We start from the raw sequence: 26,944 nt of genomic DNA on the forward strand, positions 1-26,944 counted from the left end.
TGAGGGAAACCGATGTCAGGTCACTCTAAATGGGCAACGACGAAGCACAAGAAAGCGGCGATTGACGCCAAGCGTTCCAAGCTCTTCGCGAAGCTCATCAAGAACATTGAAGTTGCGGCGCGCATTGGCGGCCCCGACCCCGCCGGTAACCCGACGCTTTACGACGCCATCCAGAAGGCAAAGAAGAGCTCCGTTCCGAACGACAACATCGATCGAGCGGTCAAGCGCGGCGGCGGCCTCGACGGCGCGGGCGTGAACTACGAAACCCTCATGTACGAGGGTTATGCACCCGGCGGCGTTGCGCTCCTCGTTGAATGTCTCACCGACAATAAGAACCGCGCCGTGTCCGAGGTGCGCGTGGCGTTCACCCGCAACGGCGGCAACATGGCTGACTCCGGCTCGGTGTCTTACCTTTTCCACCGCAAGGGCGTTGTGACCGTGGCGAAGGCCGGTCACACCGAAGACGAGCTTCTCGAGATCGTGCTCGATGCGGGCGCGGAGGAAATCAATGACGAGGGCGAGGTTTTCGAGATTATTTCGGAGGCCACCGACTTCGTGAACGTCCGTAAGGCACTCCAGGAGGCCGGGGTCGACTACGAGAGTGCGGAAGCGTCGTTCGTGCCGACTATGCGTACGGCTGTTGATCTCGAGGGTGCCCACAAAGTGCTTCGTCTCATCGATGCACTCGAGGATAGCGACGACGTGCAGAACGTGTACTCGAACCTCGACATTCCCGAGGACGTGGCCGCACAGCTCGCGGCTGAATAGTTCCTCCGTCGGGGGCTTTGATGCGAGTCCTGGGTATTGATCCCGGTCTCACCCGGTGCGGGTTCGGGGTTGTCGATGGCGGCCCCGCCCGCTCCGTGCGCCTCGAGGGCGTGGGGGTCATTACCTCGAACAAGGGCCAGGGGGTGGATTTACGTCTCCTCGAGATTTACCGCGGGCTTACACACGTGATCGAGCAGTATGCCCCCGACATGGTGGCGATCGAGCGCGTGTTTTCGCAGAATAACGTCTCGACGGTCATGGGGACGGCGCAGGTGTCGGGCCTCGCGATCGTGCTTGCCGCCGAGCGGGGGATTCCGGTCGAGATGCACACCCCCTCAGAAGTCAAGCGCGCGATCACGGGCAACGGACGCGCGGATAAGGCGCAAATCCAGAACATGGTGCACAAAATTCTGAGGCTTGACGCGCCACCGAAACCGGCCGATGCCGCGGATGCGGTGGCGATCGCCATTACGCAACTGTGGCGCGGTTCTGGCCCGGTCAAGTTAGGGTCCGACGGTGCCCGGCGCACGAGTGCCCAAGCTCAGTGGGCTGAAGCCGAGCGGAAGGCTCGACGCGCCCAGGAGAAGTCGACCTCCCGTCTGTAGTCGTACGCGTGTTCTAAAATCGTGGGCGTGATTGCTTCCCTTCGCGGCGCCGTGAGCGCCATCGCTCTCGATTCGTTCGTGCTTGATGTTGGCGGTGTTGGCTACTTGGTGAACACCTCGCCTCAAACTCTTTCCGCCGTCCGCACGGGGCAAGAGGTTCTCGTGCACACAGAGCTTGTGGTGCGCGAGGATTCGATGACCCTCTACGGTTTCCTCACGAAGGATGAAACCGACCTCTTTCGCACGATTCAATCCGTCTCGGGGATCGGGCCGCGCATCGCCATTGCCGTGCTCGCGGTCATGGATCCCTCTCGATTTGCGCGTGCGGTGCTCGATGAGGATGTGAAGACCCTCACGTCGGTCCCGGGCATTGGCAAGAAGGGCGCGCAGCGCATGGTGCTCGAACTGAAAGATAAGGTCGCACCTTTCGCCTCGAGTCCCAAAGAGAGCGGGGAGCCTGCACCTTTGGAAGCAGATCCCGCGCAAGAATCGGTTTCTGAGACACGTGCGGCAAAGGACGTCGTGCAGGGGCTCCAAGGCCTTGGTTGGCCCGAGAAAGGCGCGCGTGAAGCTGTCGAAGCGGTGCTTGCGGGCTACGAGGAGAAAGAGAAGGGCTCGAGTGCGAACCTCGATTCGGGCGTGCTGTTGCGCCTCGCCCTGCGTCATCTAGGTGGCCGTGCATGATCGAACATTCACATGTGAGCGGCGAGAGCGAAGAGTCCAACGAGACCCTCCAGCGGATTATCGGTGCCGAGGCCGGTGCGCTCGACCGCGCCGCCGAGGGCGCACTGAGGCCGAGAGAACTCGCGGACTTCGTGGGCCAAAAGAAGGTGCGTGAGCAGCTCTCGCTCGTTCTCGACGCCGCTTCGATGCGCGGAACGCCGCCCGAGCACATGCTCCTTTCGGGGCCTCCTGGGCTCGGTAAAACGACTCTCGCGATGATCATTGCCCACGAGCTTGGTTCCCCGCTCAAGATCACCTCCGGTCCGGCAGTGCAGCACGCGGGTGACCTCGCCGCCATTTTGTCGTCCCTTGAGGAAGGGGAGGTGCTCTTCATCGACGAGATTCACCGCCTCGCCCGCCCTGCCGAAGAGATGCTTTACATGGCGATGGAAGATTTCCGCGTTGATGTCGTGGTGGGGAAAGGCGTTGGTGCCACGGCTATTCCACTCGAATTGCCGCCGTTCACCGCTGTCGGGGCAACGACGCGTGCTGGCATGTTGCCCTCGCCTCTTCGCGATCGTTTCGGTTTCACGGGGCACCTTGACTACTACACTGCCGAGGAACTGTCTCGTGTGATCGCACGCAGTGCTGCGCGCTTGGAGATCGAGATTGAGGCGAAGAGCGCCTACGAAATTGCTTCTCGTTCGCGAGGCACGCCTCGTATCGCCAATCGGCTCTTGAGACGTGTGCGTGACTATGCCCAAGTCCGTGGCGGCGGCGCGATCACGATGGAGTCCACTCTCGAGGCGCTCACGGTGTACGAAGTCGATCCTCGCGGGCTTGATCGACTCGACCGCGCCGTGCTTCATGCGCTTTGTACGAAGTTCGGGGGCGGGCCAGTCGGTCTCTCGACCCTCGCGATCGCCGTGGGCGAAGAAACAGAAACCGTCGAGACTGTCGTGGAACCGTTCCTCGTGCGCGAGGGACTCCTCGGGCGAACTCCGCGCGGAAGGATCGCCACGCCGGCCGCGTGGCGGCACCTCGAACTCGACGCTCCGGCTCCTGATTCGGCGCATGACTCTACGCTCTTCGATGTTTCCGGACGTGAGGACGGTCGCTTTACCTGAAGGGGAAATTGAGGGCCTTGCGCGGGTAGAGTGGAAGAGATTGTGACCCCCGATGGAAGGCTCGCCTCGTGCAAAACCCCATGTTTTTGATGATCATCATGCTCGTCGTGATGGCCGTACCGATGTTCCTCATGTCGCGCGGTCAGCGCAAGAGGGTTCAGCAGCATCAGGAGCTCGTCAAGTCCCTCGGCGTCGGTGATGAAGTGCGCACGCACTCCGGGTTCTACGGCATGATCGTCGAAGAAGAGGGCGACACTGTCATTCTCGAAACCGAGGACGGCTCGCAGCTCAAGTGGAACCGCAATGCCATCGCTGAGCGCACCGAGAGCTTCGGTGAAAGCGCCAACGAGCAGTCGGCCGCTGGCAGCAACGAAGCGTCGGTCTCTGACGCCGACCTTCGCAGCGATGCGGAAAAGTCCTCGGACTTCCTCGCGGACGACACCAAAAACTGAACCGTAAAGGGCGACGCGCGGAAGCTTCGCGCGTCGCCTTCGTGTGACATAAAGGACCGTTCATGCCAGCACGACGCATAGCGCTTTCGGCGCTCACCGTCCTGATTCTCGTCCTCGGGGGCATCCTCGGCTTCGGTGTGGCGAACAACGGGTGGAAGGCCGCCCCGAAACTCGCGCTCGACCTCGAAGGCGGAACCCAGGTCATTCTTCAAGCCAAATCTCACAACGGCGAGACCATCACCTCCGAGCAGATGGAGCAAGCGCGACAGATCATTTCCCAACGCGTCAATGCGATGGGCGTTGCCGAAACGGAGATCACCGTCCAGGGCGGCACGAATATCGTTGTCAACGTTCCCGGAAAAATCGATGAAGCCACGAGCGAGGCACTTCGACGCACCGCGACGATGAGCTTTAGGCCCGTTCTCCTCCAGGTCGGGCCCAATGCGGGGGTTTCGGATGCGGGTGGTGCAAGCGACGGCACCTCGGGGGAGGACGCGGCATCCCTCGGGCCCGTTGCCCAGGATGTGGCGTCGGCATCGGACGGCGGGGGCGAGAAATCGTCTTCTTCGAGCGAGGGCGTGAACACCTACGAAGGTGAGAAGGCCTGGAGCCAAGCTTGGCTGAACACCGTAGACCAAGAAGAATTCGCAAAACTCGACTGCACCGACCCGGATACTCTCAACAATCACACGATCTCGGGGCGTGACGACGAGGCAGTCGTCGCGTGCGGGGCAGGCGGTACCTCGAAGCTCATTCTCGGCCCCGTTGTCGTCTCCGGTGAGGCCATCAAGGATGCGAACGCCGGTGCTGATCACAACCAAGCGGGGCAGGCTACTGGGTATTACGCGGTCAACCTCTCTTTCAATGACGCCGCAGGCAAGGCCTTCGGGGAAATGAGTTCTGCGCTTTATGGCGGCCAGGGCGCAACTCAGCAGTTCGGTATCGTTCTCGACTCGCTCGTGATTTCCGCTCCGCAAGTGCAAGCGGTCACCACAACACAGTCCACGATCACGGGCAACTTCACGGCTGATCAGGCGAAGGAACTCGCCAGCCAATTGAAATTCGGTGCGCTTCCGCTCGAGTTCACGGTGCAATCCGAGCAGCAGATCTCGGCGACCCTCGGTTCCGATCAGCTCACTTCGGGTCTCATTGCGGGCCTCATCGGCCTCATTCTCGTCGTGATCTACGCGGCCTTCCAATACCGTGTGCTTTCGATCGTCACGACTGCCTCACTCGCCATCATGGGCGTGCTCGCCTACCTGATCATCACGCTTATGTCGAACATGCCGGAGATCGGCTACCGCCTGTCACTTGCGGGCGTTGCCGGCCTGATCGTGTCGATCGCCTTCACCGCCGACTCGTTCATCGTCTATTTCGAACGCGTACGTGATGAAATCCGCGATGGCCGCGGAATCGTCGCGGCAATCGATCACGGTTGGGATCGCGCGAAGCGCACGATTCTCGCTTCCGATGCCGTCAACGTCATTGCCGCGGTCGTGCTTTACCTCGTGAGTGCTGGCGGTGTTCGAGGCTTCGCCTTCACGCTCGGACTCACGACGATCCTCGACCTTCTCGTGGTTTTCTTGTTCACCCACCCTCTTCTTCAGAGTCTCGGTCGCACGAATTTCTTCGGCAAGGGGCACCCGGCCTCGGGTCTCGACCCGGCGCTGCTCGGCCGCGACCTTCCCGCGTATGCCGGCCGCGCGCGCTTCCGCAGCCCTGAGGAGCGCGGGAAGAGCCGCAAGAAGAAAGTGGGCGATCAAAGCTCGGCAAGCGTCGGAACTGAAACGCTCGCCGAGCGAAAGGCGCGGCTTGCTCGTGAAGCTGCGGAGGATTCGCACACTTCGGACACCTTAGTTGAGCGCTCTGGCTCGCACGCAGCGACGAGCGGGGATTCCTCCGCTCCCACCACGACCCCGAAGGAGGATCGCTGATGTCGCGCTTTTCCACGTTCGGCAACGAACTGCATTCCGGTGAGCGTTCGCTTCCCATCGTGACCCGCCGCAAGTGGTGGTACCTCGCCTCCGCAACCATCCTCGTGATCCTCGCGGTCATCACGGGTGTGCGTGGTGTGAATTGGGGCATTGAATTTACGGGCGGGAGCGAATTCCAGATCTCGCACGTGCAAAATCCGGACCAGTCGCTCGCGCGTGACGTCGTTCGCGAGCACGTCCCCACGAATGAACCGCGCATCTCCCAGGTGGGCGGCAACATTCTTCGCGTGCAAACCGAGGAACTCTCCACCGACGCCACCAAGGCACTCAGCGCTGACCTTGCGAAGGCCTATCGCGTTCCGGCAGAGGACGTCTCGAGTTCGTTCATCGGCCCAAACTGGGGTGGGGATGTCACCGCCAAGGCCATCCAAGGCATCGTGATCTTCATGCTCCTCGTGACCATCGTGATGGCGCTGTACTTCCGCAACGTGAAGTCGTCGATTGCGGCAATGGCCGCTCTGACGCACGATCTCCTGTTCACGGTTGTGGCCTACGGTGCGGTCGGCTTCGAGGTCACACCAGCGACCGTGATCGGTTTCCTCACGGTGCTGGGCTACTCGCTTTACGACACCGTGGTGGTGTTCGACAAGGTGCGTGAGAATACCGAGGGCTTCCTGGAGCGAACGGATGCGACTTTTGCATCGCTAGTGAACCGCGCTACCAACCAAACCCTCGTGCGCTCGATCAACACCTCGGTTGTGGCGCTCCTTCCCGTCGGGTCGATCCTCGTGATCGGCGCATTTATTTTGGGTGCCGGCACTCTCAAGGACATTTCGCTCGCCCTCTTCGTGGGCATCATCGCCGGTACCTATTCCTCCATCTTTCTCGCGCCCAGTTTCCTAGTGGACTTGCGCAAGGGCGAGAAAGCCATCAAAAACCACACCGCGCGTGTTGAGCGCACACATGAAAAGGACGTTGCCACGGCATGACCACCACTCCAGTTCCCCCCGAAATCGCCGAGATCGAGCGCACCCACATCGGGCTCTATAAGGACTTTCCACAGCCCGGTGTGCTGTTTCGCGACATCACCCCGCTGCTGCGCGACCCGAAAGCGATGAAGAGCATCATCAAGTATTGGGCGAGCACCGTTCCGGGCGACGTGGATCTGATCGTCGGTACCGAAGCTCGCGGATTCGTCTTCGGGGCCCCGCTCGCGTACGAGATGGATCGCGGCTTCGTGCCTGTTCGCAAGGCCGGAAAGCTGCCCGGTAAGCCCACGTCGCTGACGTACGACCTTGAGTACGGCAGTGCAACGATCGAAATCGCTGAGAATGCCGTGCCGAAGGGCTCTCGCGTGCTCGTGCTCGATGACCTTCTGGCAACTGGTGGCACTGCGGCGGCCACGATCAAGCTCGTGGAGTCGCTCGGTGCCGAGGTTGTGGCGGCGAGCTTCCTGATTGAACTTCTTGGCCTGGGCGGCCGCGACAAGCTCGGCGATATTCCCTTGCACACGGTCTGGAGCATTCAGAACTGAAGAGTCGCATCCCGGTGCAGGCGGTGGGCTAAAACGGTCTAGACTGGGATGATTCCACGATGAGGAAGGCGGTGAGCGGCATGGACGCGGATCGTGATGACTCCCGCCCGCGTAGCGTATGGGGAACGAAGGATGACCCTCTGCTTGTGCCGCTCATCGAAGCAATCAGGGAACTGCATCCTGACGCGGATCTCGCCCTCGTGTATCGGGCCTACGAGGTTGCCGAGTACTGGCATCGCCCGCAGTTTCGAAAAAGCGGCGAGCCTTACATCACGCACCCCATTGCGGTCGCGACTATCCTCGCAGGCATGGGCTCCCCGCCCGATGTGCTCGCTGCTGCCCTCCTTCACGACACGGTCGAAGATACCGACTACACGCTCGAGGAACTGACCGACGATTTCGGTGAAGTGATCGCGGTCATGGTTGATGGCGTGACCAAACTCGACAAGGTGCGTTACGGCGAGGCCGCCCAGGCCGAAACCGTCCGCAAGATGATCATCGCGATGAGCCGCGATATTCGCGTGCTGCTCATTAAGCTCGCCGATCGCCTTCATAACGCTCGCACCTGGAAGTACGTGTCGAGCTCGAGCGCCGAACGCAAGGCGAAGGAAACACTCGAGATTTACGCTCCTCTCGCCCATCGCCTCGGCCTCAACGCGATCAAGTGGGAACTCGAGAACCTGAGCTTCCAGGTGCTGTATCCGAAGCTGTACAACGAGGTGGTCGCTCTCGTGGCTGAGCACGCCCCGGCGCGCGAGGAATACCTCGCAGGCGTGATCGGCACGATTCAGGAAGACATTAAATCGGCACACATCGAGGGCACCGTGACGGGGCGCCCGAAGCACTATTACTCGGTGTACCAAAAGATGATTGTGCGCGGGCGTTCCTTCAGCGACATCTACGATCTCGTGGGGATCCGCGTGCTCGTGGATACGGTGCGCGATTGCTACGCGGTGCTCGGTATTCTTCATGCGCGCTGGAGCCCCATGCCCGGCCGGTTCAAGGACTACATCGCGCTTCCAAAGTTCAACCTGTATCAGTCGCTCCACACCACCGTGATCGGTCCGGGCGGAAAGCCAGTCGAAATTCAGATCCGTACGTGGGATATGCACCGGCGTGCCGAGTACGGCGTTGCCGCGCACTGGAAGTACAAGGCGGCGACCGCGCGCGGGGAAAAAATCGATGATTCATCCCAGGATGCGGCCGTGGGTGGGGATATGTCGTGGTTGCGTCAGCTCCTTGATTGGCAAAGAGACACGACCGATTCGGATGAGTTCCTCGATTCGCTGCGTTACGAGATGGCCTCGAACGAGGTGTATGTGTTCACCCCGAAGGGCGACGTGATTTCTCTGCCGCAGGGGGCAACGCCGGTAGATTTCGCCTACGCGGTGCACACGGAAGTCGGGCACCGCACGATGAGCGCGCGCGTGAACGGCAAGATCGTGTCGCTCAAGTCAGAGCTCGCCACTGGCGACGTCGTCGAGGTGTTCACATCGAAGGCCGAAGGGGCAGGCCCGAGCCAGGATTGGCTTAACTTTGTGGCTTCCACGCGTGCGCGCACGAAGATCCGCCAGTGGTTTTCGAAGGAGCGCCGCGAGGAAGCCCTTGAGCGCGGACGTGATGAGCTTGCTCTCCAGTTGCGCAAGCAGAACCTTCCTCTTCGCCGGATGCTCACGCACGAGATGCTCACGAACGTCGCTGCAGACCTCAACTACGATTCGGTTGATGGCCTTTACACGGCGATCGGTGAACACCATGTGAGCGCCGAGAACATTGTGGGTCGCCTCGTTGCTGAGGTTGGTGGCGCGGAAGGGGCACAGGATGACATCGTTGAGTCGGTTGTGCCCTCGAGGGCACTCGCGAAACCACGCCGTACCACGCACGCTGATCAGGGAGTGGTCGTTGATGGTCAGCGCGACCTCTGGGTGAAGCTTTCCAAGTGTTGTGCGCCCGTTCCTGGTGACGAGATCGTGGGCTTCGTGACGCGTGGCAACGGTGTGAGCGTGCATCATGCGGCGTGCGCGAACGCGATTCAAATGCGCGAACAGCAAGCGGATCGTTTTGTTCCCGTGAGGTGGTCGGGTGCCACGAACCAGGCGTACCTCGTTCATATCAAGGTGGAGGCGCTCGACCGCGCGCGGCTCCTGACGGATCTCGCCGACGTGATTTCGGAGCTTGAGGTCAATGTCCTTTCCGCTTCCGCTCATTCGTTGCCGGATCGGATTGGAATCGCGTTGTTCTCGTTCGAGCTTGCTGATCCGTCGCATCTTCGAACGGTACTCAAGCAGGTGCGAAAGGTCTCGGGAGTGTTCGATGCTTACCGCGTGACGAGCGACGGCAAACCGATGGGATCCACCCTCTGATGGCCCGGCGCTGGGCTGTGGGCCTCGAGTCTTTCCTCAATCTCTCTCGCGAGTGCGGCGAGCCGCTTGTAGAGTGCCCTCCCCGTGCGTGGACCTGAATAACCGCGGCCGCGGCCTGAGCGACGGGCACGATAGGCAATTCTCGTGAGGTCGCTGCTTGTGACCCAGCCCTGTGCCACGAGTCTTTCGGCGAAGTCCCTAGCGCCCTTCGGCGCGCTCGCGCGCGTTAATTCGGCGAACACGCGGTGAGGCGCGAGGGTAGGAACTCCGGCCGGGTAGGCGACGTCTCCCGTGGTGATGGTGATTTTCCGCAGGTGGATGCCCTCGTGTTTTTGGCTGTGCCGCTCGGAGGCGACGATGAGGCATCCGTGAGGCTTACCTCCGCACCACACCCACGCGGCTGTGTGGTCGGCGAGCACGGCGCCGGGAGCAGTAGCAGCCTGGGGAGAGCGCTCAAGGGCTATTCCGACGGCGGCTGCTCTTTCTCGAACCCCCATGTCGTGAGTGAGCATGACGGCAAAGCCGGCTCCAATCGGTGCGAGCGGTATGTCGCGTGCGTAAAACGGGAGGGATGCGCCGGGCGAAACGAGAAGGTCGTTTCCGGCTTCGAAAGCAAACGGCGAGCGGCCAGCGTTGCGAAGCAGGGGAGCGAGGGCCGCCGTGGCGTGTGAGTGCCGAGTCATGACTCAAGGGTCACACGAAAGGCGGGGTCCCGCTGGAACCCCGCCTTTCATTGTGGAGAACTTTCTCTCAGGAGCGTAAGGCGTACCTCGTGAGCCGTAGCTTAGCCGAGATCCTTTGCACTGCGCTCGATCACTTCGAGCCATTCACGCCTCGCATCGAGAGCGGCTTGCGCCTTCTCGATCTTCTTCGCATCGCCTGTAGCTTTCGCCTTCTCGAGGTCGTCCTCATAGCTCGCGATCGCGGCGTGTAGCTGCGAGGAAGCACCTTCAACGCGGGCTTTCGTGCGCGGGTCGGTGCGACGCCACTCGTCGTCCTCAGCCTTCTGGAAAGCGGCGCGCACGGCACGGATTCGCTCGTCGACGCGGCGCATCGCGTTGCGTGGAACCCGCCCCGCGGCATCGAAGCGGTCTTCGATCGAGCGGAACTGCTCCTTTGCTTTGCCGAGGTCGGTGATGGGTAGGAGTGCCTCGGCTTCGGCGAGGAGGCCTTCTTTAACTTTGAGGTTTTCGGACTGCTCGGCGTCGATCTTCTTGAGGTCCGCGTTACGGCGCTCGAAAAATGAATCCTGCGCGGCCTTGAACTTGGCCCACTGGGCGTCGTCTTTCTTGCGGTTGCCGCGCGGAGCCGCACGCCACTGGTCCATCAGCGAGCGGAATTCGCGTGCCGTGGGGCCGAAATCTTCCGAGTCTTGAATCGCCTCGGCCTGCTCAATGAGGCGCGCCTTGATCTTCTCCGCTTCGGCGTGCTGCTCATCGAGTTCGCTGAAGTGGGCGCGCCGCTTGCGGTCAAACTCGCTGCGGGCAGCCGAGAGGCGTTTCCAGAGCTTGTCTTCGACCTCGCGCTCGAGCGAAACCTCGTTCTTCTGCATTTCCTTCCAGTCCGGAACCATCGAACGCATGCGCGCGGCAGCCTTCTTCCAGGAAATGCGGTGCGAATCAGTTGCGACGAGCTCCTCGATTCCTTCGACAAAGGCCGTGCGCTTCTTGGTCGATTCTTCGCGAGCCTCAAGGCGAGCTTTTTCAAGTTCACCAATCAGTTCTTTGGCCTTTTCTCGAAGCTCATGGGCGCGCTCGCGAAGCGCGGGAATATCGCCAACAACCTTCGGTTCCTTCATGTTTTTTCGCATCTGCTCAAGGATGCGATTGAGATCGGCCTGGGTGAGCCCGGGGACCTGGAGTTTTTGATCCACGACATCGAGGAACGCGCTCAGGTCGAGATATGCGTGGGCGAAAGGCGTGAGAGCCTTGTCGCGCTCGGTGCCCTTTTCGACGGTACCGATCTCGCGGATCTGCGTGCCGTCTTTCACCGTGACCGTGCCTTCGGCGTTGACCTCGCCGTAAGCGAGTGCCTCGGTGACCTTGGCGTCGTCATAGCTCGTTGCGGTGGGAACGATGGGCACCAGGGGAGTGCGGGGGGCTTTGCCCTTGAGCTGCGCGGGGGAGCCGGGCTTCGGGGCCCCGGGCCTTGGCGCTTGCGGCTTTGGAGCGGCGGGTTTCGGTGCCTGGGGCTTTGCAGCGTTACCCGATGCGTCCATCGCCTCGAGGTCGTTGGCCGCGGCGGAGGCCTCAGGTGCGAGCCCGGCTTCCGAACCGCTCGTCGAGGATTCAGGAGCCTCCGTTGCCGTGGATGATTCGGTAGCCTCGGGCACTTCGGTCGTGCTGGGTGTTTCGACGGCTTCGGGAGCTTCAGGCGCGGTGGTCTCGGGGGTTTTCTGGTCGTTCTCGTTCACGAGCTTCTCCTAGGATTCGAGGGCACCGGAGTGCCTCGGACAGGGGGCGGGGCGTATTGCCTCGCACCAACGGCGGCGCTTGGGCCACGACATCACGTAAAACTGTATCGCGGATAACACTGCTAACGGAATTTCATGTGTCTTTCTGGGAAAAGGGGCACGATGGTGAGTATGAATGCAGAGCGCGCCACCCTCGATTTTGTTGTATCCCCTTATCTCAGCGCGACATGCTCGCTTCTCCACAACGACCGCGATGCGCTCCTCGTCGATCCCGGTCTCGACGTTGCGAAAGATGTGAGTGCCCTGCTCGAGAAGAATGACCGTGAACTTCGCGCGATCCTCGTTTCCCACGGCCACCTCGATCACGTCGCCGATGCGTCGCTGCTTGCCGAGACGTACGGCGTACCCGTGTACGTGGGCAAAGCGGATGAGTACAGGCTTGAGAACCCCTTGGGCCAGCTACCGTCGGCCTTTACGCATCACATTCGCCCCCGCTGGGACGAGCGCGGATGGAGCAAGCCTCGGGGAGTACATGCTCTCGCCGATGGTGAAGTCCTCGAAGCTGGGACCCTTCGCCTCGGCGCGCACGCCTATCCCGGCCACACCGAAGGCTCGACACTCTACTTTTTCGACGGTGAGGTGCAGATCAATCCACTCGTTGGTGTCACGCCGCGCGCGATGACCGCACCCGCGCTTGCGTTCACGGGCGACGTGCTGTTCAGAGGCACGATTGGTCGCACCGATCTTCCGGGTGGCGATGCCGAGGACATGAAAGCCTCGCTCACCAAGCTTCGTGCGTTCGCGCTTGAGCACGCTGAAGCCGTGATCGTGCCGGGGCACGGCCCGCTCAGCACCTTCCGCGACGAACTTGCCGATAATGGATACCTGCGCACCGCTTTCTAAAGCGGGTTTCGCGCACACGACACCACGACCAGAAAAGGAGAAGTGCCCATGGCGAAAGTGACGCCACTTTCCGGATTCCCCGAATGGCTTCCCGCCGAACGCCGAATCGAGCAGCACGTGATGGACACGTTCCGCGAGGTTGCCGAGCTGCATGGCTTCTCCAACATTGAAACGCGTGCGGTTGAGCCTCTCGATCAGCTCCTCCGTAAGGGCGAGACCAGCAAAGAGGTTTACCTGATCTCACGCCTTCAGGCCGAAGAGGAGGAGAGAGAAAAGGAAAGCCAAAAACTCGGCCTTCACTTTGACCTCACCGTTCCGCTCGCGCGCTACGTGCTTGAGCACCAGAACGACCTTGCGTTCCCGTTCCGCCGCTACCAGATCCAGAAGGTGTGGCGCGGCGAGCGTCCCCAAGACGGTCGCTTTCGGGAGTTTTACCAGGCCGATATCGACATCATCGGGCAGGATACTCTGCCGTCGCACATGGATGCCGACGTCGCGATCGTCATGGCCGAAGTACTTGGCAAGCTTCCGATTCCCGGTTTCACCATCTCGATTAACAATCGCAAGCTCTCGCAGGGGGTTTTTGAGGCGCTTGGCCTGAGCGATATCGAAGGCGTTTTGCGCCAACTCGACAAACTCGCAAAGGTGGGGGAAGCGGAGGTGCGCAAGCTCCTCATCGAACAGGTGGGGGCAAGCGAAGAGCAGGCCGACGGCTGCCTTGCCTTCGCGAGTATCAAGGCGACTCACGAGGACCTCGCCGACAAGGTTGGGGCGCTCGGGGTCTCGAGCGACGACATCACGAACGCACTCGAGGAACTGAGCTTCGTGATCCGCACCGTTAACTCTTCGGTGCCGGGCGCATGCATCGCCGATCTTTCGATCGCGCGTGGGCTCGACTACTACACGGGCACGGTGTTCGAAACGTTCGTGGAGGGCCATGAGGATCTTGGCTCGATCTGCTCTGGCGGCCGTTATGACACGCTCGCGACCGACAACCGCCACTCGTATCCGGGCGTCGGCCTCTCGATCGGTCTTTCACGTCTCGTATCAAGGCTCGTGACGCGTTCGCTCGTGACGGCCACGAGAGCCGTGCCGACCGTCGTGCTCGTGGCCGTGACGGATGAGGAGCACCGTGAGACGAGCGTCGAGCTGGCGCGAGTGCTGCGGTCACGTGGGATCGCCGCCGAGGTTGCGCCGAGCGCCGCGAAGTTTGGAAAACAAATTAAGTACGCGGACCGTCGAGGCATCCCGTTCGTGTTCTTCCCCGCCGAGGGTGGCGCGGGCGAAGTGAAGGACATCCGCACCGGCGAACAAGCCGCCGCCGACGCACACACCTGGCAGTCGCCGGAAGATGACATGTCCGCCCGTGTGGTAGCGGCCACGCCGGGCAACTAAACGGAAATAAGTGAACCGATCAGAGAGTTGGATGGAACATGGCTACCGTAGAAATGACCAAGGATAATCACGACGAACTCGTTAAAGACGGGATCGTTTTCATCGACTTCTGGGCGGAGTGGTGCGGCCCTTGCCAGCGCTTCGCGCCCATCTTTGAGAAGGCCTCGGAGGAGAACCCCGACCTCACCTTCGCGAAGGTCGACACCGAGGACCAGACCGAACTCCAGATGCAGTACGGTGCGACCTCGATCCCCACGATCGTGGCCTACCGTGACGGCATCCCCGTTTTCGGTCAGCCAGGCGCCCTTCGCCAGGCTGACCTCGACTCGCTTATCTCGCAGGTGCGCGGCCTCAACATGGACGAGGTGCGCAAGGCTTACGAGGAGCAGCAGGCCAAGCAGGGCAAGTAAGCACTCGCTCTCCGCAAGAGGGAAGAGGCTCGCCAGGAACGGCGAGCCTCTTCCCTTTTTTGAAAGGGTGCAGTTTTGAAAATGGGGAGCTGTCGGTATAGTGCTGCGCATGACATCGGAAAGCGCCGCAGCCCCTCCCCGTGGCAAAACCAAGCGCCAGCAGGCCTTGCTCACAGTTCAGGACAAGACGCAGGTGAGTAAGAACCTCGTGAGGCTCTGCCTTGGCGGCTCTGACTACGTAAAGCTCAACCGCAATTCGTGTACGGACGCATACGTCAAGCTCCTTTTGCCACAGCCGGGAAGCGGTCTAGCAGCACCCTTCGACATGGATCGGCTGCGAATTGAGGCCCCCGAACTCCTGCCCGCACGCCGCACGTATACGGTCCGCCGCTGGGATGATGCGAATGAACGGCTCTGGATTGACGTTGTCGTGCACAACGCTCCGGGTCAGCACGGCCTTGCATCCGACTGGGCCACACGTGCGCACGAAGGTGACCAAATCGCGCTCATGGGGGCTGGTGGTGGCTATTTGCCGCACCCAGAAGCCGATCTCCACGTCCTCGTGGGAGATCACGCAACAGTCCCGGCGATCGCCGCCGCACTGGAGGCAATGCCATCGAGCGCGCGGGGCTACGCCGTCATCCACGTCGAGGACGAAGCCGACGCCCTTGCCCTCGCTCACCCGGAAGGCATTTCGCTCGAATGGGTCGTGGGAGCGCGTGAAGGGCTTCTCGTGGCTGTCGAAACGCTCGATATTCCACACGACATCATCGAGAGGCGCGGTGTCCATGTCTTTTGCCACGCCGAACGCGGCCTCACGAAGCAGTTGCGTGCCCATCTCGTGCGCGAAAGGGGTATTGCGCGCGAAGACATTTCGATCTCGGCGTATTGGGCGCTCGGCCGAGTGGAAGATCGATTCCAAGCAGAAAAGCGCGAAGCGATCGGTCGCATCGACCCCGATTGAGGGCGGTCTTGCTACGGCTCGTGCTCCACACCTTGGTGTTTTCCATGTCCTTGCACTGCCGAGAACATGCTGCGAAGAACAGTCGCTAGTCTCGAAGCATGAACAGCACAGTCACGCAGTTGCCGAGCTGGGCGAGCTCGAGCCCGCTCATGGAGAACTATTACCTCACGGAATGGGGTGTCCCTGTCACTGATGAGACCGGCGTTTTTGAGCGTGTGAGTCTCGAGGTCTTCCAATGCGGGCTCTCGTGGTCCACGATACTTGCGCGCCGCGAGGCTTTCCGCGAGGTTTTTCACTCCTTCGAGGTGGACCGGGTCGCAGCGATGGGGGAGAGCGACGTCGAGCGCCTTATGGGGGACCGGCGGATCATTCGCAACCGTCGGAAAATCGAAGCGACCATTGGTAATGCTCGTGCCGCGCAGGTCTTGCGCGAAGAAGGTACCGACCTCGCCACACTCATTTGGAGTTACGTTCCCGAAGAGACGTACGCCCCTCAAGTACAAGAAGAAATCCCCTCGCGCGATGAAATCTCGACGCGAATGTCGAAGGACCTCAAAGCTCGAGGGTTCTCCTTCGTGGGGCCCACAACCTGTTTCGCCTTGATGGAGGCGATTGGAGTTGTGGACACGCACCTCGTGACGTCACCGCGACGCGGTAGCTCGGGTGTTTTCGGTTCCGACGGCCGCCGGGCTGACGCCGCGACGCTTTAGGTGAGGTCGAGGTTAGGCGGGATTTTTCGAATCGAGATCAACCTCGATCACGCCGTCACTCACGCGCGAATCGTAAACGGGCAGTGTGTAGGCATCGCTCCCGTAGCATTGACCATTCTCAAGGTCGTAGACCTCTTTGTAAATGGGGCTGGCGAGTGTGGGGCGTGAAGCGCCTTCCACGGTGCGGTCACCCACGATGCCGCGCGACATAACCCCCTGCTGGGTGCGCGGATCCACATTCGAGACAACGTAGATCTTGCCATTCCACGCCTTCACCACGGCAACCTGCTCGGTGCCGAAGAGCGCCGCTTCAGGCAGGTCCTGGTTGATGTCGGTCTCCTTGCAGATGCTCTGCCAGTTGCTCATGGTCGTCCTCGCTTGTCGGTCAAGTGGCGGGCAATGTCGATGGCGGGAGAGTTCGGCCAAAACTGTGTTTGGCCTGCGGCGTAGCGGACCAAAGTCCCCCGTGGAACTCGTGTGGACCGGCGCGAAAAATCCCTCGCTTGTGCACCTCCACTGTACTCGAAAACGGGAGCCGATTTTGTGTAGGGTGGAAAGACATCTACACCCCTAAGCCTTGAAGTAGGAGCTGCCGTGAGCACTACCGATGTTGCCCTCAACTCTGAAACCGCTAACGAGGATGCTCTCGTCAAGCACGTCGTCGTCGTGGGCGGCGGTCCTGCCGCGCAGCGCTTCGCCGAAACGATGCAGGCACGCGACAAAGCCGGTGCCTACAAGATCACCGTCATCTCCGAAGAAAAGGTCGAACCCTACGATCGTGTCAACCTCGCGAAGCGCTGGGACAAGAGCTACGACCTGACCCTCGGCGACCGCTCGCTGTGGGAGGATCCGCATATCGACCTGCGCCTCGGCGATCGCGTGAACTCGATTGAAACGGACTCGAAGCTCGTACGCACGTCCTCCGGCACGGTCTACGGCTACGACGAGCTCGTGCTCGCGACCGGTTCTAACGCCTTCACCCCGCCCATTAGTGGCTGGGATACGAAGGGTGTTTTCGTGTACCGCACCGTTGACGACGTTGACGGCATGAGCGCCACCGTCGAGGGGCTCAAGAACGACGCCAAGCGCACGGGCAAGGCAGTCGTGCTCGGTGGCGGTCTTCTCGGTCTCGAGGCTGCGGGCGGTCTCGCGAGCGAAGGCTACGAAGTGCACCTCGTTGAGCTTGCGGGCTGGCTCATGCCTTCGCAGCTTGACGAGGGCGGTGGCAACCTTCTCAACCGCCTCATTGAACAGCGCGGCATCGTGCTCCACACGGGCGTGAGCCTCGAGCAGGTGCTGCCCCGCGTCGAATACCGCAAGGGCAATACCGCTGACGAAGAGGCGATTAATGCCGCCGCCTCCAACGTGCGTGGCGTGAAGCTTTCCGACGGCACCGAACTCGACGCCGACCTCGTGTGCCTCGCCGTCGGTATCCGCCCCCGCGACGAGCTCGGCAAGGTCAACGGCTTCGAAATGGGCCCGCGCGGCGGCATTATGGTCGGCCAGGATTGCCGCACCTCGGTTGAACACGTCTGGGCAATCGGCGAATGTGCCGCCATGGAAGGCCGCACGATCGGCCTCGTGGCCCCCGCCAACACGATGGCCGAGGTCGTTGCCGACCAGCTCCTCGGCGGCGAGAAGCTCTTCGGCGAAATCGACGGCTCGACCAAGCTCAAGCTTTCGGGCATCGATGTCGCAAGCTTCGGCGATGCGAAGGGCGCCGAGAAGGACTCGCTCGACGTGGTGTACGCCGATCCCACGCGTGGCATCTATCAGCGCCTCGTGATGAGCCCCGATGCAGCCGTTCTCCGCGGCGGCATCCTCGTGGGCGACGCTTCGAACTACTCGACGCTTCGCGCGTACATCGGCCGCGAGCTTCCGGGTGATCCCGCCGCTTACCTCGCTGCGGGTGGCGGCGAGGTTCCTGACTCGGGCGACATGCCCGACGACGTCATCGTCTGCTCGTGCAACAACATCTCCGCGGGCACCATCAAGGCAGCGATCAACGGTGAGGGCGACTTCGCCGAAGCGTGCCACGATATTCCGTCAATCAAGGCTGCCACCACGGCAGGCACCCAGTGTGGCTCGTGTGTGCCCCTTTTGACCAAGATCCTCGGCAACGAGCTCGCAAAGTCGGGCATTGCCATGTCGCGCGGGCTCTGCGAACACTTCTCGATGCCCCGCGCCGAGCTGTTCCAGATCGTGAAGGAACATGACCTCAAGAGCTTCCCCGAGGTGATCGGTCGCTACGGTCAGGGCAACGGCTGCGATGTGTGTAAGCCGGTCGTGGCGTCGATTCTTGCGTCGCTTCGCGACGACTACATTCTCGGCAAGGGCCTGCAGGAACTTCAGGACACAAACGATCGCTTTATCGCGAACATGCAAAAGGATGGCACCTATTCGGTGATTCCCCGCATGCCCGGCGGCGAAGTGAACCCCGAAGCCCTCGTGGTTCTCGCCGAAGTTGCACGCGACTTCAACCTCTACACCAAGATCACGGGTGCGCAGCGCATCGGCCTCTTCGGAGCTCGCCTCGAGCAGCTCCCGAACATTTGGACTCGCCTCGTTGAGGCCGGATTCGAATCGGGCCAGGCATACGGCAAGAGCCTCCGCGCCGTGAAGAGCTGCGTGGGTACGGACTGGTGCCGCTTCGGCCAGCAGGATTCGGTTGGCATGGCCGTGCTTCTCGAGAACCGCTACAAGGGGCTTCGTTCGCCCCACAAGTTCAAGCTTGGTGTTTCGGGCTGTGCGCGCGAATGTGCGGAGGCCCGCGGCAAGGATATCGGCGTCATTGCGACCGACAAGGGCTGGAACCTCTACGTTGGCGGCAACGGCGGCTTCACGCCTCGCCACGCCGACGAATTCGCGCACGACCTGAGCGACGAAGAACTCGTGAAGTACGTTGACCGCTTCTTCATGTACTACATCTCGGATGCCGACAAGCTCCAGCGCACGGCGTCGTGGGTGGAGGCACGCGGCATCGACCACGTCAAGGAAGCCGTGCTCGAGGATTCGCTCGGCATGGGCGAGCAGTGGGAACACGAGATGCAGAAGTTCGTGGACAACCACAAGGACGAGTGGGTCGAGGCCGTGAAGGATCCCGAGAAGCTCTCGCGCTTCCGTTCGTTCATCAACGCCCCCGAGACCCCGGACCCGCTGTTCGCGCGTGTTCCGATGCGCGATCAGAATCGCCCGGCCACCCTTGAGGAGCGCGAACAGGTGTTGATCTCCGGCCCGGTGATCTCCTTCCGAGATGCGCATGGCCAGGAGGTTCCCGCCGCGCAGGTTCTCGAGCGCAAGTAACTTCGTGAAGGCTTCTGATCTCTCAGTAGCCCACCGGTGGCAGAGCCGCGCCGTTGATCTTACGGATCACCGCGGCCCCGCCACCTGGCGGGCGGCGCAAGCTCTCGCGCATGAGGGCGCTGCGGTATATGTCGGCGACTCCCCTGCTCGGGAACGCGCCCACGGGTTCGACCAGCTTGCGAAGGCACGTGGACTCGAGCAACTGACCCTCCAATGGGCGGCGGAGCCACGAGGCGTCATCAGTTTTGACGCATGCCCGCCCCACGCCGAAAAGATTGCGCTCCATGAGGTTGAGGAACCGTCGGAAAGTGGGGAGAATCCCGCCGGCGTTGTGACGCTCGTAGGCGGTGGCCCAGGAGATCCGAGCCTCCTGACCGTGGCTGCACTTACAGCGATTGCGCGTGCCGACGTCGTTCTTCTTGATCGGCTTGGGATTGCACTGAACGTTGTGGACCTCGCGCCCGCCGCCCTCGTGATCGATGTGGGGAAAGCCCCGGGCCGCCACAAAATGTCGCAAGAATCGATCAACGAGACCATGCTGGCTTTCGCCCGCGCGGGTGCGCGGGTTGTGCGTCTCAAGGGCGGCGATCCGTTTATTTTCGGGCGCGGTGGCGAAGAGTGGCGTTTCCTCGCGGAACAGGGGATCCGTGTCGACGTTGTTCCCGGCCTGACGAGTGCCCTGAGCGTTCCCGCACACGCGGGAGTTTCAGCGACGTATCGTGAGGTCACGCGCGCCGTCACGATCATGTCGGGCCATCAGCCATTCAACCAGGCCGAACTCTCTTCTCTCGTGTCTCTTGGAAGCACCATCGTGATCCTCATGGGAGTCGCGACCTTCCCCTCAACCGTCGCGGGGCTTCGAAAGGCCGGCCTGCCCGATTCTACGGGCGTTGCACTCCTCGAGCAGGGGTACACCGCGAACGAACGGCACACCTTTACGACGCTCGGCGCCGCGATCGACGATGCGCGCGCCCGAGGTGTCACGAATCCCGCCGTCATCGTCATTGGCGACGTCGTGAACGTCAGGGAAGCGTCGGCAGAAATCGTCGAAGCCTGCACCGATCGCTCTACTGAAGGAGAGGAACTCGCGTGAGTCACCCCAACCCCACGAGCCCGATTGACTCTCACGAGCGTCCTCTCGAGGGCCTCCGCGTGGCCGTGACCGCGGCACGCCGTGCCAACGACCAGATCGTCGCTCTTGAGCGAGCTGGTGCGAGCACCGTACATGCCCCGACGATGCGGATCGTGCCGGTAGAAGATGACACCGCCCTCATTGACGAAACCCGCGCACTCCTTGAGGCGGCACCGCCTACGTTCTTCGTGACGACCGGGCAAGGCATCAACTCGTGGCTCCAGATTCTCGAGGAGCCTCTCAAACAGCAGGTCCTCGACTACCTCTCGTCAACTCAGATCATTTGCCGCGGCGCCAAAGGGCGCGGCGCGGTTCGTAAGTGGGGCCTTCCCGACGCGCCGAGCAGTGAAAAGGAAACGAGCACGTCGATGGTGGAACTCGCCCTCGAGCTCGGTATTGCCGAGGGCCCCGTGGGCCTTCAGCGTCATGGCTACGTTCCCGAAAAGGCGCTTGCCCCGCTCGGTGACCGTGAAGTGTATGTGGTGGCTCCCTACCGTTGGGAGCTCGCGGAAGACGTCACGCCCGTGCACAATCTCGTGAAGAGCATCATCGCTCGCGAGGTTGATGCCGTGACGTTCACGGCGGCCCCGGCAGTTGTGGCGTTGTGTGAGGTGGCCGCCGAAATGGGTGCTCGTGAGGAGCTCCTCGAAGCCTTCGGCAGCGATGTGCTTCCGGTTGCCGTCGGACACGTCACCGCCGAACCCCTCGAAGACGAGGGTCTTGTGCCGCTGTACCCCGAGCGCGAGCGACTTGGGGCGATGGTCAAGCTCATGGGGGAGAAGCTCAGTCCTCGCGGGCGCTGATCGCTTCCAGCGCGGTTTCGTAGCGTGCCGCCACGGTCGGAGCGAGAGCATCGCCGAGGTGCGCGAGAACCTGCCAGCCGGCCCCTTTGGCGCGTTCACGTGCCTTATCGAGCAAAAGCCCGGGCGCAGTGAAAAGGGGCAGAACCGTGCCCGGCGTGTTGGCGGCTTCGAGACGGTCGTTTAAGCGCGGGGCACACGTGGCGAAACGCGCGCGCACATCCCGGCCCGTACGCTTGGCGAGTGCGGTCGCGAGCGACTCCACCGTTTCATTAGCGCCGGGGCGAGAGGAACCAACGGCGAGCAGAACGATTTCGCCGCGTGCACTTTGATCCTCGGTGCCGGCCAGATGAGTCTCAAGAACATCGACGAGATCCTCACCCGTGCCGATCACGTCAGCCTGGACGAGATCGAGGCCGTGGGCGAGCGTCGCGTCACGCAGCTCGCTCGGCGCATCCTCTGTTGCGTGATAGGCCTCAGTGAAAAGGAGAGGTACAGCGATCGCCGAGGAGTACCCGTGGTCGGCAAGCGCGCCCGCCACCTCTGGAATCGACGGCGAGGCGAAATCCTCGAGGTACGCCGCGTGAGCCTCGACCCCGAGAATCGCGCCCGCTTTGGCCACAAGTGATTCGGTGGCGACCGCAGCGGCGGGGTTGCGGCTGCCGTGGGCGATGCCTATGAGGGCGGGTGTTTCGGTGTGCATCATGCAAAAACCCTACCCGAGGTGGGATTTTTTCTCGCTTACGGCGCGCGAGGGGCGCCCGTTCGCGACGGGGTCCGAGCCCCACATCACGAGCGCCGCCGCGACCGTCCCCGTTGCCATGATGCCTGCAAGCACGAGAAGTTGGAACCGGCCTGCTTCGAGGGGGGAGGCACCCGCGAAGACAGCCCCCACGAATGCCCCCGGCATCGTGACAATGCCCGTCACACGCGTTTGATCAACGTTCGGAATGAGCGCCTCACTCATCGCCCTCGAGGCAATATCGCGCACTGCCCGGCGATTTGTCGCACCGAGCGCGAGCCACCCTTCGATCTCACCCCAATGCTCAGCGACGTCCTGGATGAGCCTGCGGCCCGAAAGCGTCACGACGCTCATGGCATTCCCCGTGATAATGCCGCCAAAGGCGAGAAGGTTCTGGCCCGTGAACTCGAGTGCCCCGGTGAGGAATACCGCAAGCACGGAGATCGCGACTGCGGCGGTCATGGCCCCTGCCACAAGCGCGACCGTGCGCGCATTGGCCCCGAGTCGGCGTGAGGAGGTCCAAATGCCGAAACCAAGCATGATGAGCAGTGCGAGGAAAACGTAGGTGACCTGCGTAATCGCGATGCTGAGAACACTTGCGAGGATCGCGAGTTGCACGAGCGCCCGCAGCAGTGCCACGGCGGGATCAGCCCACTTTGGTACCGTCCAGGCGCGCCTAAGCGCCAGGGTGAGAGCGAGGCAGAGCGCTAAAGCAACCGCTGTCGACACAAGAGAAACGGTGCTCACGGCGCTCCTCCCGAACTATTCGCTTGCGACCCCGAGGCGCTCGAGCTCCTCTTCGACAATGCTGGGGTCGAGCTTCTGGAAAATCGGCTTGGGCTTTGCGACCGGAGCGCCCACCGTGACATCGCGATGCCCCCACGCAGGAACGTGCGTGTAATCGCCCGTGATGATGGGGTAGGTGGCGTCGGCATCGAGATCCTCAACCTCTTCGATGCGTGGCATCGGCGCGATCTCGAGCGTGCCGCCCAGAACCTTCTCGACCTGGTTTGCGGAGAACGGCAGGAACGGCGAGAGCATCGTGTTGAGGTCGGTCACGGCCTGCGCCAGTACATGCAGAATCGTGAGGAGGCGAGGGCGCTCTTCTTCGGCTTTGAGCTTGAACGGCTCGGTCGCCGACACGTACGCGTTCGCTTCTCCCACGAGATGCATGATTTCGGCAATGGCCGCCCTCTGGCGGTGGGTGCGAATGAGGTTTCCGACGGTGTCAAAGCCCTCGGTGATCTTCGTCAGGAGGGCGTTGTCTGCTTCCGTGAGCTCGCCAGCTGCGGGAATTTCACCCACGTTCTTGGCGATCATGGCAGCGGTGCGGTTCACGAGGTTGCCCCATCCGGCAACGAGCTCGTTGTTCGTGCGCGACACGAACTCGCTCCACGTGAAGTCTGCGTCCTGGTTTTCGGGGCCAGCCGCGGAAATGAAGTAGCGCAGGGCATCGGCCTGGTAGCGTTCGAGGACATCGCGCACATAAATGACGACGCCCTTTGAGCTCGAAAACTTCTTCCCCTCCATCGTGAGGAACTCCGAACTCACGACCTCCGTCGGAAGATTGAGGGTGCCGAGCCTTCCCGGCTCACCGCCCTTGCTGCCGCCGCCGTTGTGCGCAATGAGCTCAGCCGGCCAAATCTGCGAGTGGAAAACGATGTTGTCCTTGCCCATGAAGTAGTAGGAAAGAGCCTCGGGGTCGTTCCACCACTTGCGCCACGCTTCCGGATCGCCGGTGCGGCGCGCCCACTCAATCGAAGCGGAGAGGTAACCGATCACGGCATCGAACCACACGTATAGGCGCTTCGTGGGCTGATCTTCCCAGCCGGGAACGGGGATGCCCCAGTCGATGTCGCGGGTCATCGCGCGTGGCTTGATGTCCTTGAGGATGTTCTGACTGAAGCGAATCACGTTCGGGCGCCACAGCCCCGTGGCCTCGCGCTCATCGAGCCACTTGCCGAGTGCATCGGCGAGTGCGGGCAGGTCGAGGAAGTAGTGGGTGGTTTCGATGAACTTCGGGGTTTCGCCGTTGATCTTTGAGACCGGGTCGATGAGGTCGGTCGGGTCGAGTTGGTTGCCGCATGCGTCGCATTGGTCGCCGCGGGCGCCGGGTGTCTTGCACAGCGGGCATGTGCCTTCGATGTAGCGGTCGGGGAGTGTGCGGCCGGTCGACGGGGAGATTGCGCCCCGCGTCACCTTTTCGATCATGTAGCCGTTGTCGCGCACGGTCGTGAACATTTCCTGCACGATCGCGTAGTGATTGCCGGAAGTCGTGCGCGTGAATAGGTCGTAGGAGAGCCCGAGGTTCACGAGGTCCTCAACGATCACGCGGTTGTTGCGATCGGCAAGCTCGCGCGCCGTAATTCCTTCTTGATCGGCAGCCACGAGGATCGGGGTTCCGTGTTCATCGGTTCCCGAGACCATGAGCACGTCGTGCCCGGCCATGCGCATGTAGCGCGAGAAAACATCGGAGGGGACACCGAATCCGGCAACGTGGCCGATGTGGCGGGGTCCGTTTGCATAGGGCCAGGCGACAGCAGAAAGCACAGTACTCATAGGGCACCAATTCTACGACGTTTTATGAGGGAAGCGCCTTATCCTGGACTCATGAGTTACGACAACGACACGAATGCCACCGGACTCACGCTTGCTCAGCAGAAAATGCGCGAGGCGGGCGTGGCCGAAGCCGCTATCAATGTCTTCAGCGATTTTTACCACCAGCTTGCGCAAGGCGTGACCGGTTCGATCCCGGAAGAGACGATCTCGCCGCTCACCGAGGTGGATCGACTTGCCGATGTCGAGGTTGATCCCGAGGTTGCGAAGGATGCTTTCTCGAAGCTCGTTGTCATTAACCTCAACGGTGGCCTTGGCACCTCGATGGGCATGGACCGCGCGAAGTCCCTCCTCCCCGTTCGTGAGGGAAAGAGCTTCCTCGAGATTATCGTTGAGCAGGTACTCGCGGCCCGTAAGAAGACCGGAGCGCGCCTCCCGCTTTTGTTTATGAACTCTTTCCGCACGCGCGAGGACACCCTCGAAGTACTCGCGAAGTACCCGGATCTTCAGGTGGGGGATCTGCCGCTTGACTTCCTCCAGAACAAGGAGCCAAAGCTCAAGCGCGATGACCTCACCCCCGTGGAGTTCCCGGAAAACCCGGAGCTGGAATGGTGCCCGCCGGGCCACGGCGATATTTATACGGCGCTTCTCACCTCGGGCGTGCTCGATGCGCTTCTTGAGCAGGGCTTTCGTTACGCATCGATCTCGAACTCGGACAACCTCGGCACGGTTCCTTCGCCCGAAATCGCCGGGTGGTTCGCCGCCTCGGGTGCACCGTACGCCGCGGAGTTGTGCCGCCGCACGGCCGCAGACCGCAAGGGCGGGCACCTTGCGATCCGCAAATCCGACTCCCGCCTCATCCTGCGTGATACCGCCCAAACCCCGGCGGAGCAGATGGAGTACTTCACCGATGAACACCGCCACCCGTTCTTCCACACGAACAACCTGTGGTTTGATCTCGTGAAGCTCAAGGAGATCCTCACCGAGCGTGAGGGTGTCATGGGCCTTCCACTCATCCGCAACGAAAAGACTGTTGATCCTTCCGATAAGTCAAGCACCCCCGTCTACCAGATTGAATCGGCGATGGGAGCGGCCATCGAGGTGTTCGAGGGCGCGACCGCGATTGTGGTGGACCGCTCGCGTTTCCTGCCGGTGAAAACAACGAGCGACCTGCTGCTCGTGCGCTCCGATGTCTACGAGCTCACCGAGGATTACGCTCTTGAGAAGGTCATCGAGAAGGCCCCGCTCGTCAAGCTCGCCGACAGCCCCTACAAGCTCGTGGGTGACTTCGAGAAGCGTTTCCCGGGTGGTGCGCCGAGCCTTAAAGACGCGTCTTCGCTCACCGTTGAGGGGGATTGGACGTTCAATGAGGGCGTCCGGATTGAAGGTGACGTGACCCTCGGAGCTGAGGGCGGAATCCTCCCGTAGTTCCCCTCCTCGAATTGCATAGGGGTTGCGGGGGTTTGGCGCGGTGCATGTGGCCCGCCCAGGCCCCCGTTTCCATGCTGCGCCGCCGCCCAGTCGTCATTGACGCGCCTGGCCGAGGCGAGGCGCCGCTAAGTCGAGCGGATGCCGGCTCGCCAAACTCTCTTCGCCCATGAAGAGCTTCCACAATTTCCAAACCCCCGTTGCGCAGGCTTTAGCGGTCTGGTTGGCTATGTGACATAGGCCTCGCTCGGGGGAGTGGGGCCGCGTCGAGCTGGATGGGGGAGTGTATGCGGAGTGGGCGGGCACAGGTTCTTGGTGCGTTGAGTGTCGCGGTTGTGGTGGCGGCGGGGTTCGTGGGCTGTGGTGGTGAGTCTGCGGGTGGTCCGACGCCTGCCGCGCAGTCATCCAGTTCTCCGCTGAGCAGTGATGCTGGCGGTGCAGATTCGGGTGGTGGCAGTGATGGCGGTGGTGAAGCGTCCGGCCGCACGCCGAATCTTCCGCCGGAAAACGCGGCGCTTGAGGCTCCTGATTTCAAGGACTACACGGGCATAAAGTACGAAACCGATCAGGGCGCCCAGGAGACAGCTAGGTACTTTGTTGATGGATGTATTACGGGTATGCCACGGGCGATACGGAACCGCTAGGGAACGTGGTTGATTCCCGTCAGTGCGAAAATTGCCAACGTGTTATTGACGGCATAGATCGGTGGCGGAAGAAGTCTAAACATATTTCGCCCGCCGAG

The 26,944-nt window shown here is 61.8% G+C and carries 25 protein-coding genes; 19 read left to right on the forward strand and 6 right to left on the reverse strand.

The annotated features are described in order from the left end of the window. The first annotated feature begins 12 nt into the window (after nt 1-12). The 9 genes from DAD186_RS04585 (at nt 13) to DAD186_RS04625 (ending at nt 9,446) form a co-directional block, all read left to right on the forward strand. A complete protein-coding gene (locus tag DAD186_RS04585) occupies nt 13-768 on the forward strand; it encodes a YebC/PmpR family DNA-binding transcriptional regulator (protein WP_065247691.1) in 756 nt (251 codons plus the stop codon). 20 nt (nt 769-788) lie between these two features. After that, nucleotides 789-1,373, forward strand: coding sequence for a crossover junction endodeoxyribonuclease RuvC (gene ruvC / locus DAD186_RS04590; protein WP_065247692.1), 585 nt, complete (start codon nt 789-791; stop codon nt 1,371-1,373). A gap of 27 nt (nt 1,374-1,400) precedes the next feature. Then, nucleotides 1,401-2,057 carry a Holliday junction branch migration protein RuvA gene (gene ruvA, locus DAD186_RS04595; RefSeq protein ID WP_065247693.1) on the forward strand — a complete coding sequence of 219 codons (657 nt, stop codon included), beginning with the start codon at nt 1,401-1,403 and terminating at the stop codon, nt 2,055-2,057. Then, nucleotides 2,054-3,163: a Holliday junction branch migration DNA helicase RuvB gene (gene ruvB / locus DAD186_RS04600; RefSeq protein ID WP_065247694.1), complete on the forward strand. Its 1,110-nt coding sequence runs from the start codon at nt 2,054-2,056 to the stop codon at nt 3,161-3,163. Before ruvA ends, ruvB begins: the two co-directional genes overlap by 4 nt. 68 nt (nt 3,164-3,231) lie before the next feature. Further along, nucleotides 3,232-3,615, forward strand: coding sequence for a preprotein translocase subunit YajC (gene yajC / locus DAD186_RS04605; RefSeq protein ID WP_157457084.1), 384 nt, complete (start codon nt 3,232-3,234; stop codon nt 3,613-3,615). Nucleotides 3,616-3,677: 62 nt separating this feature from the next. After that, on the forward strand, nt 3,678-5,549 hold the full coding sequence (gene secD, locus DAD186_RS04610; RefSeq protein WP_065247696.1) for a protein translocase subunit SecD: 1,872 nt from the start codon (nt 3,678-3,680) through the stop codon (nt 5,547-5,549). Then, nucleotides 5,549-6,538 (forward strand): protein translocase subunit SecF, encoded by a 990-nt coding sequence (secF, locus tag DAD186_RS04615; RefSeq protein WP_065247697.1) that lies wholly within the window; start codon nt 5,549-5,551, stop codon nt 6,536-6,538. Before secD ends, secF begins: the two co-directional genes overlap by 1 nt. After that, a complete protein-coding gene (locus DAD186_RS04620; RefSeq protein ID WP_065247698.1) occupies nt 6,535-7,083 on the forward strand; it encodes an adenine phosphoribosyltransferase in 549 nt (182 codons plus the stop codon). The genes secF and DAD186_RS04620 overlap by 4 nt, the downstream gene beginning before the upstream one ends. An 80-nt stretch (nt 7,084-7,163) precedes the next feature. Then, entirely contained in the window at nt 7,164-9,446 is a 2,283-nt protein-coding gene (locus tag DAD186_RS04625) for a RelA/SpoT family protein (RefSeq protein WP_065248728.1), read from the forward strand. Here the strand turns inward: DAD186_RS04625 and DAD186_RS04630 are convergent. After that, nucleotides 9,401-10,129: a hypothetical protein gene (locus DAD186_RS04630; RefSeq protein ID WP_065247699.1), complete on the reverse strand. Its 729-nt coding sequence runs from the start codon at nt 10,127-10,129 to the stop codon at nt 9,401-9,403. The two genes, DAD186_RS04625 and DAD186_RS04630, sit on opposite strands and share 46 nt — an antisense overlap. 101 nt (nt 10,130-10,230) lie before the next feature. Next, the gene (locus DAD186_RS04635) at nt 10,231-11,859 is read right to left on the reverse strand and encodes a DUF349 domain-containing protein (RefSeq protein ID WP_065247700.1); all 1,629 of its coding nucleotides are present in this window, start codon (nt 11,857-11,859) and stop codon (nt 10,231-10,233) included. A gap of 162 nt (nt 11,860-12,021) precedes the next feature. Between DAD186_RS04635 and DAD186_RS04640 the strand changes: the two genes are divergently transcribed. The 5 genes from DAD186_RS04640 (at nt 12,022) to DAD186_RS04660 (ending at nt 16,241) form a co-directional block, all read left to right on the forward strand. Beyond that, nucleotides 12,022-12,762 carry an MBL fold metallo-hydrolase gene (locus tag DAD186_RS04640; RefSeq protein ID WP_167550760.1) on the forward strand — a complete coding sequence of 247 codons (741 nt, stop codon included), beginning with the start codon at nt 12,022-12,024 and terminating at the stop codon, nt 12,760-12,762. Between the two features lie 48 nt (nt 12,763-12,810). Beyond that, nucleotides 12,811-14,157, forward strand: a complete 1,347-nt coding sequence (hisS, locus tag DAD186_RS04645) for a histidine--tRNA ligase (RefSeq protein WP_065247701.1) — start codon at nt 12,811-12,813, stop codon at nt 14,155-14,157. Between the two features lie 38 nt (nt 14,158-14,195). Beyond that, on the forward strand, nt 14,196-14,567 hold the full coding sequence (locus DAD186_RS04650) for a thioredoxin family protein (RefSeq protein ID WP_055087681.1): 372 nt from the start codon (nt 14,196-14,198) through the stop codon (nt 14,565-14,567). A gap of 109 nt (nt 14,568-14,676) precedes the next feature. Beyond that, on the forward strand, nt 14,677-15,531 hold the full coding sequence (locus DAD186_RS04655; protein ID WP_065247702.1) for a siderophore-interacting protein: 855 nt from the start codon (nt 14,677-14,679) through the stop codon (nt 15,529-15,531). Between the two features lie 98 nt (nt 15,532-15,629). Next, nucleotides 15,630-16,241 (forward strand): DNA-3-methyladenine glycosylase I, encoded by a 612-nt coding sequence (locus tag DAD186_RS04660; protein ID WP_065247703.1) that lies wholly within the window; start codon nt 15,630-15,632, stop codon nt 16,239-16,241. Between the two features lie 12 nt (nt 16,242-16,253). On the opposite strand, the gene nirD is transcribed toward DAD186_RS04660, so the two are convergent. After that, a complete protein-coding gene (nirD, locus tag DAD186_RS04665) occupies nt 16,254-16,607 on the reverse strand; it encodes a nitrite reductase small subunit NirD (RefSeq protein ID WP_065247704.1) in 354 nt (117 codons plus the stop codon). A 228-nt stretch (nt 16,608-16,835) separates the two neighbouring features. Between nirD and nirB the strand changes: the two genes are divergently transcribed. From nirB to DAD186_RS04680, 3 genes are read left to right on the forward strand one after another with little or no spacing between them, the layout of a single operon-like run. Next, nucleotides 16,836-19,544 (forward strand): nitrite reductase large subunit NirB, encoded by a 2,709-nt coding sequence (gene nirB, locus DAD186_RS04670; protein WP_065247705.1) that lies wholly within the window; start codon nt 16,836-16,838, stop codon nt 19,542-19,544. 4 nt (nt 19,545-19,548) lie between these two features. Next, entirely contained in the window at nt 19,549-20,637 is a 1,089-nt protein-coding gene (gene cobA, locus DAD186_RS04675) for a uroporphyrinogen-III C-methyltransferase (RefSeq protein ID WP_065247706.1), read from the forward strand. Further along, complete coding sequence (locus tag DAD186_RS04680) at nt 20,634-21,479, forward strand: uroporphyrinogen-III synthase (RefSeq protein WP_065247707.1); 846 nt, start codon at nt 20,634-20,636, stop codon at nt 21,477-21,479. Before cobA ends, DAD186_RS04680 begins: the two co-directional genes overlap by 4 nt. On the opposite strand, the gene DAD186_RS04685 is transcribed toward DAD186_RS04680, so the two are convergent. From DAD186_RS04685 to metG, 3 genes are read right to left on the reverse strand one after another with little or no spacing between them, the layout of a single operon-like run. Next, nucleotides 21,460-22,182: a sirohydrochlorin chelatase gene (locus DAD186_RS04685; RefSeq protein WP_065247708.1), complete on the reverse strand. Its 723-nt coding sequence runs from the start codon at nt 22,180-22,182 to the stop codon at nt 21,460-21,462. The two genes, DAD186_RS04680 and DAD186_RS04685, sit on opposite strands and share 20 nt — an antisense overlap. 9 nt (nt 22,183-22,191) lie before the next feature. Further along, entirely contained in the window at nt 22,192-22,965 is a 774-nt protein-coding gene (locus tag DAD186_RS04690) for an ABC transporter permease (protein WP_065247709.1), read from the reverse strand. A 15-nt stretch (nt 22,966-22,980) separates the two neighbouring features. Next, nucleotides 22,981-24,777 carry a methionine--tRNA ligase gene (gene metG, locus DAD186_RS04695; protein WP_065247710.1) on the reverse strand — a complete coding sequence of 599 codons (1,797 nt, stop codon included), beginning with the start codon at nt 24,775-24,777 and terminating at the stop codon, nt 22,981-22,983. Between the two features lie 51 nt (nt 24,778-24,828). Here metG and DAD186_RS04700 point away from each other — a divergent pair, with 51 nt between their 5' ends. Continuing rightward, a complete protein-coding gene (locus DAD186_RS04700) occupies nt 24,829-26,202 on the forward strand; it encodes a UTP--glucose-1-phosphate uridylyltransferase (RefSeq protein ID WP_065247711.1) in 1,374 nt (457 codons plus the stop codon). 287 nt (nt 26,203-26,489) lie between these two features. Then, nucleotides 26,490-26,846 carry a hypothetical protein gene (locus DAD186_RS10825; protein ID WP_126845834.1) on the forward strand — a complete coding sequence of 119 codons (357 nt, stop codon included), beginning with the start codon at nt 26,490-26,492 and terminating at the stop codon, nt 26,844-26,846. Nucleotides 26,847-26,944: the final 98 nt, after the last annotated feature.

This window comes from Dermabacter vaginalis, assembly GCF_001678905.1.
GTDB lineage: Bacteria > Actinomycetota > Actinomycetes > Actinomycetales > Dermabacteraceae > Dermabacter > Dermabacter vaginalis.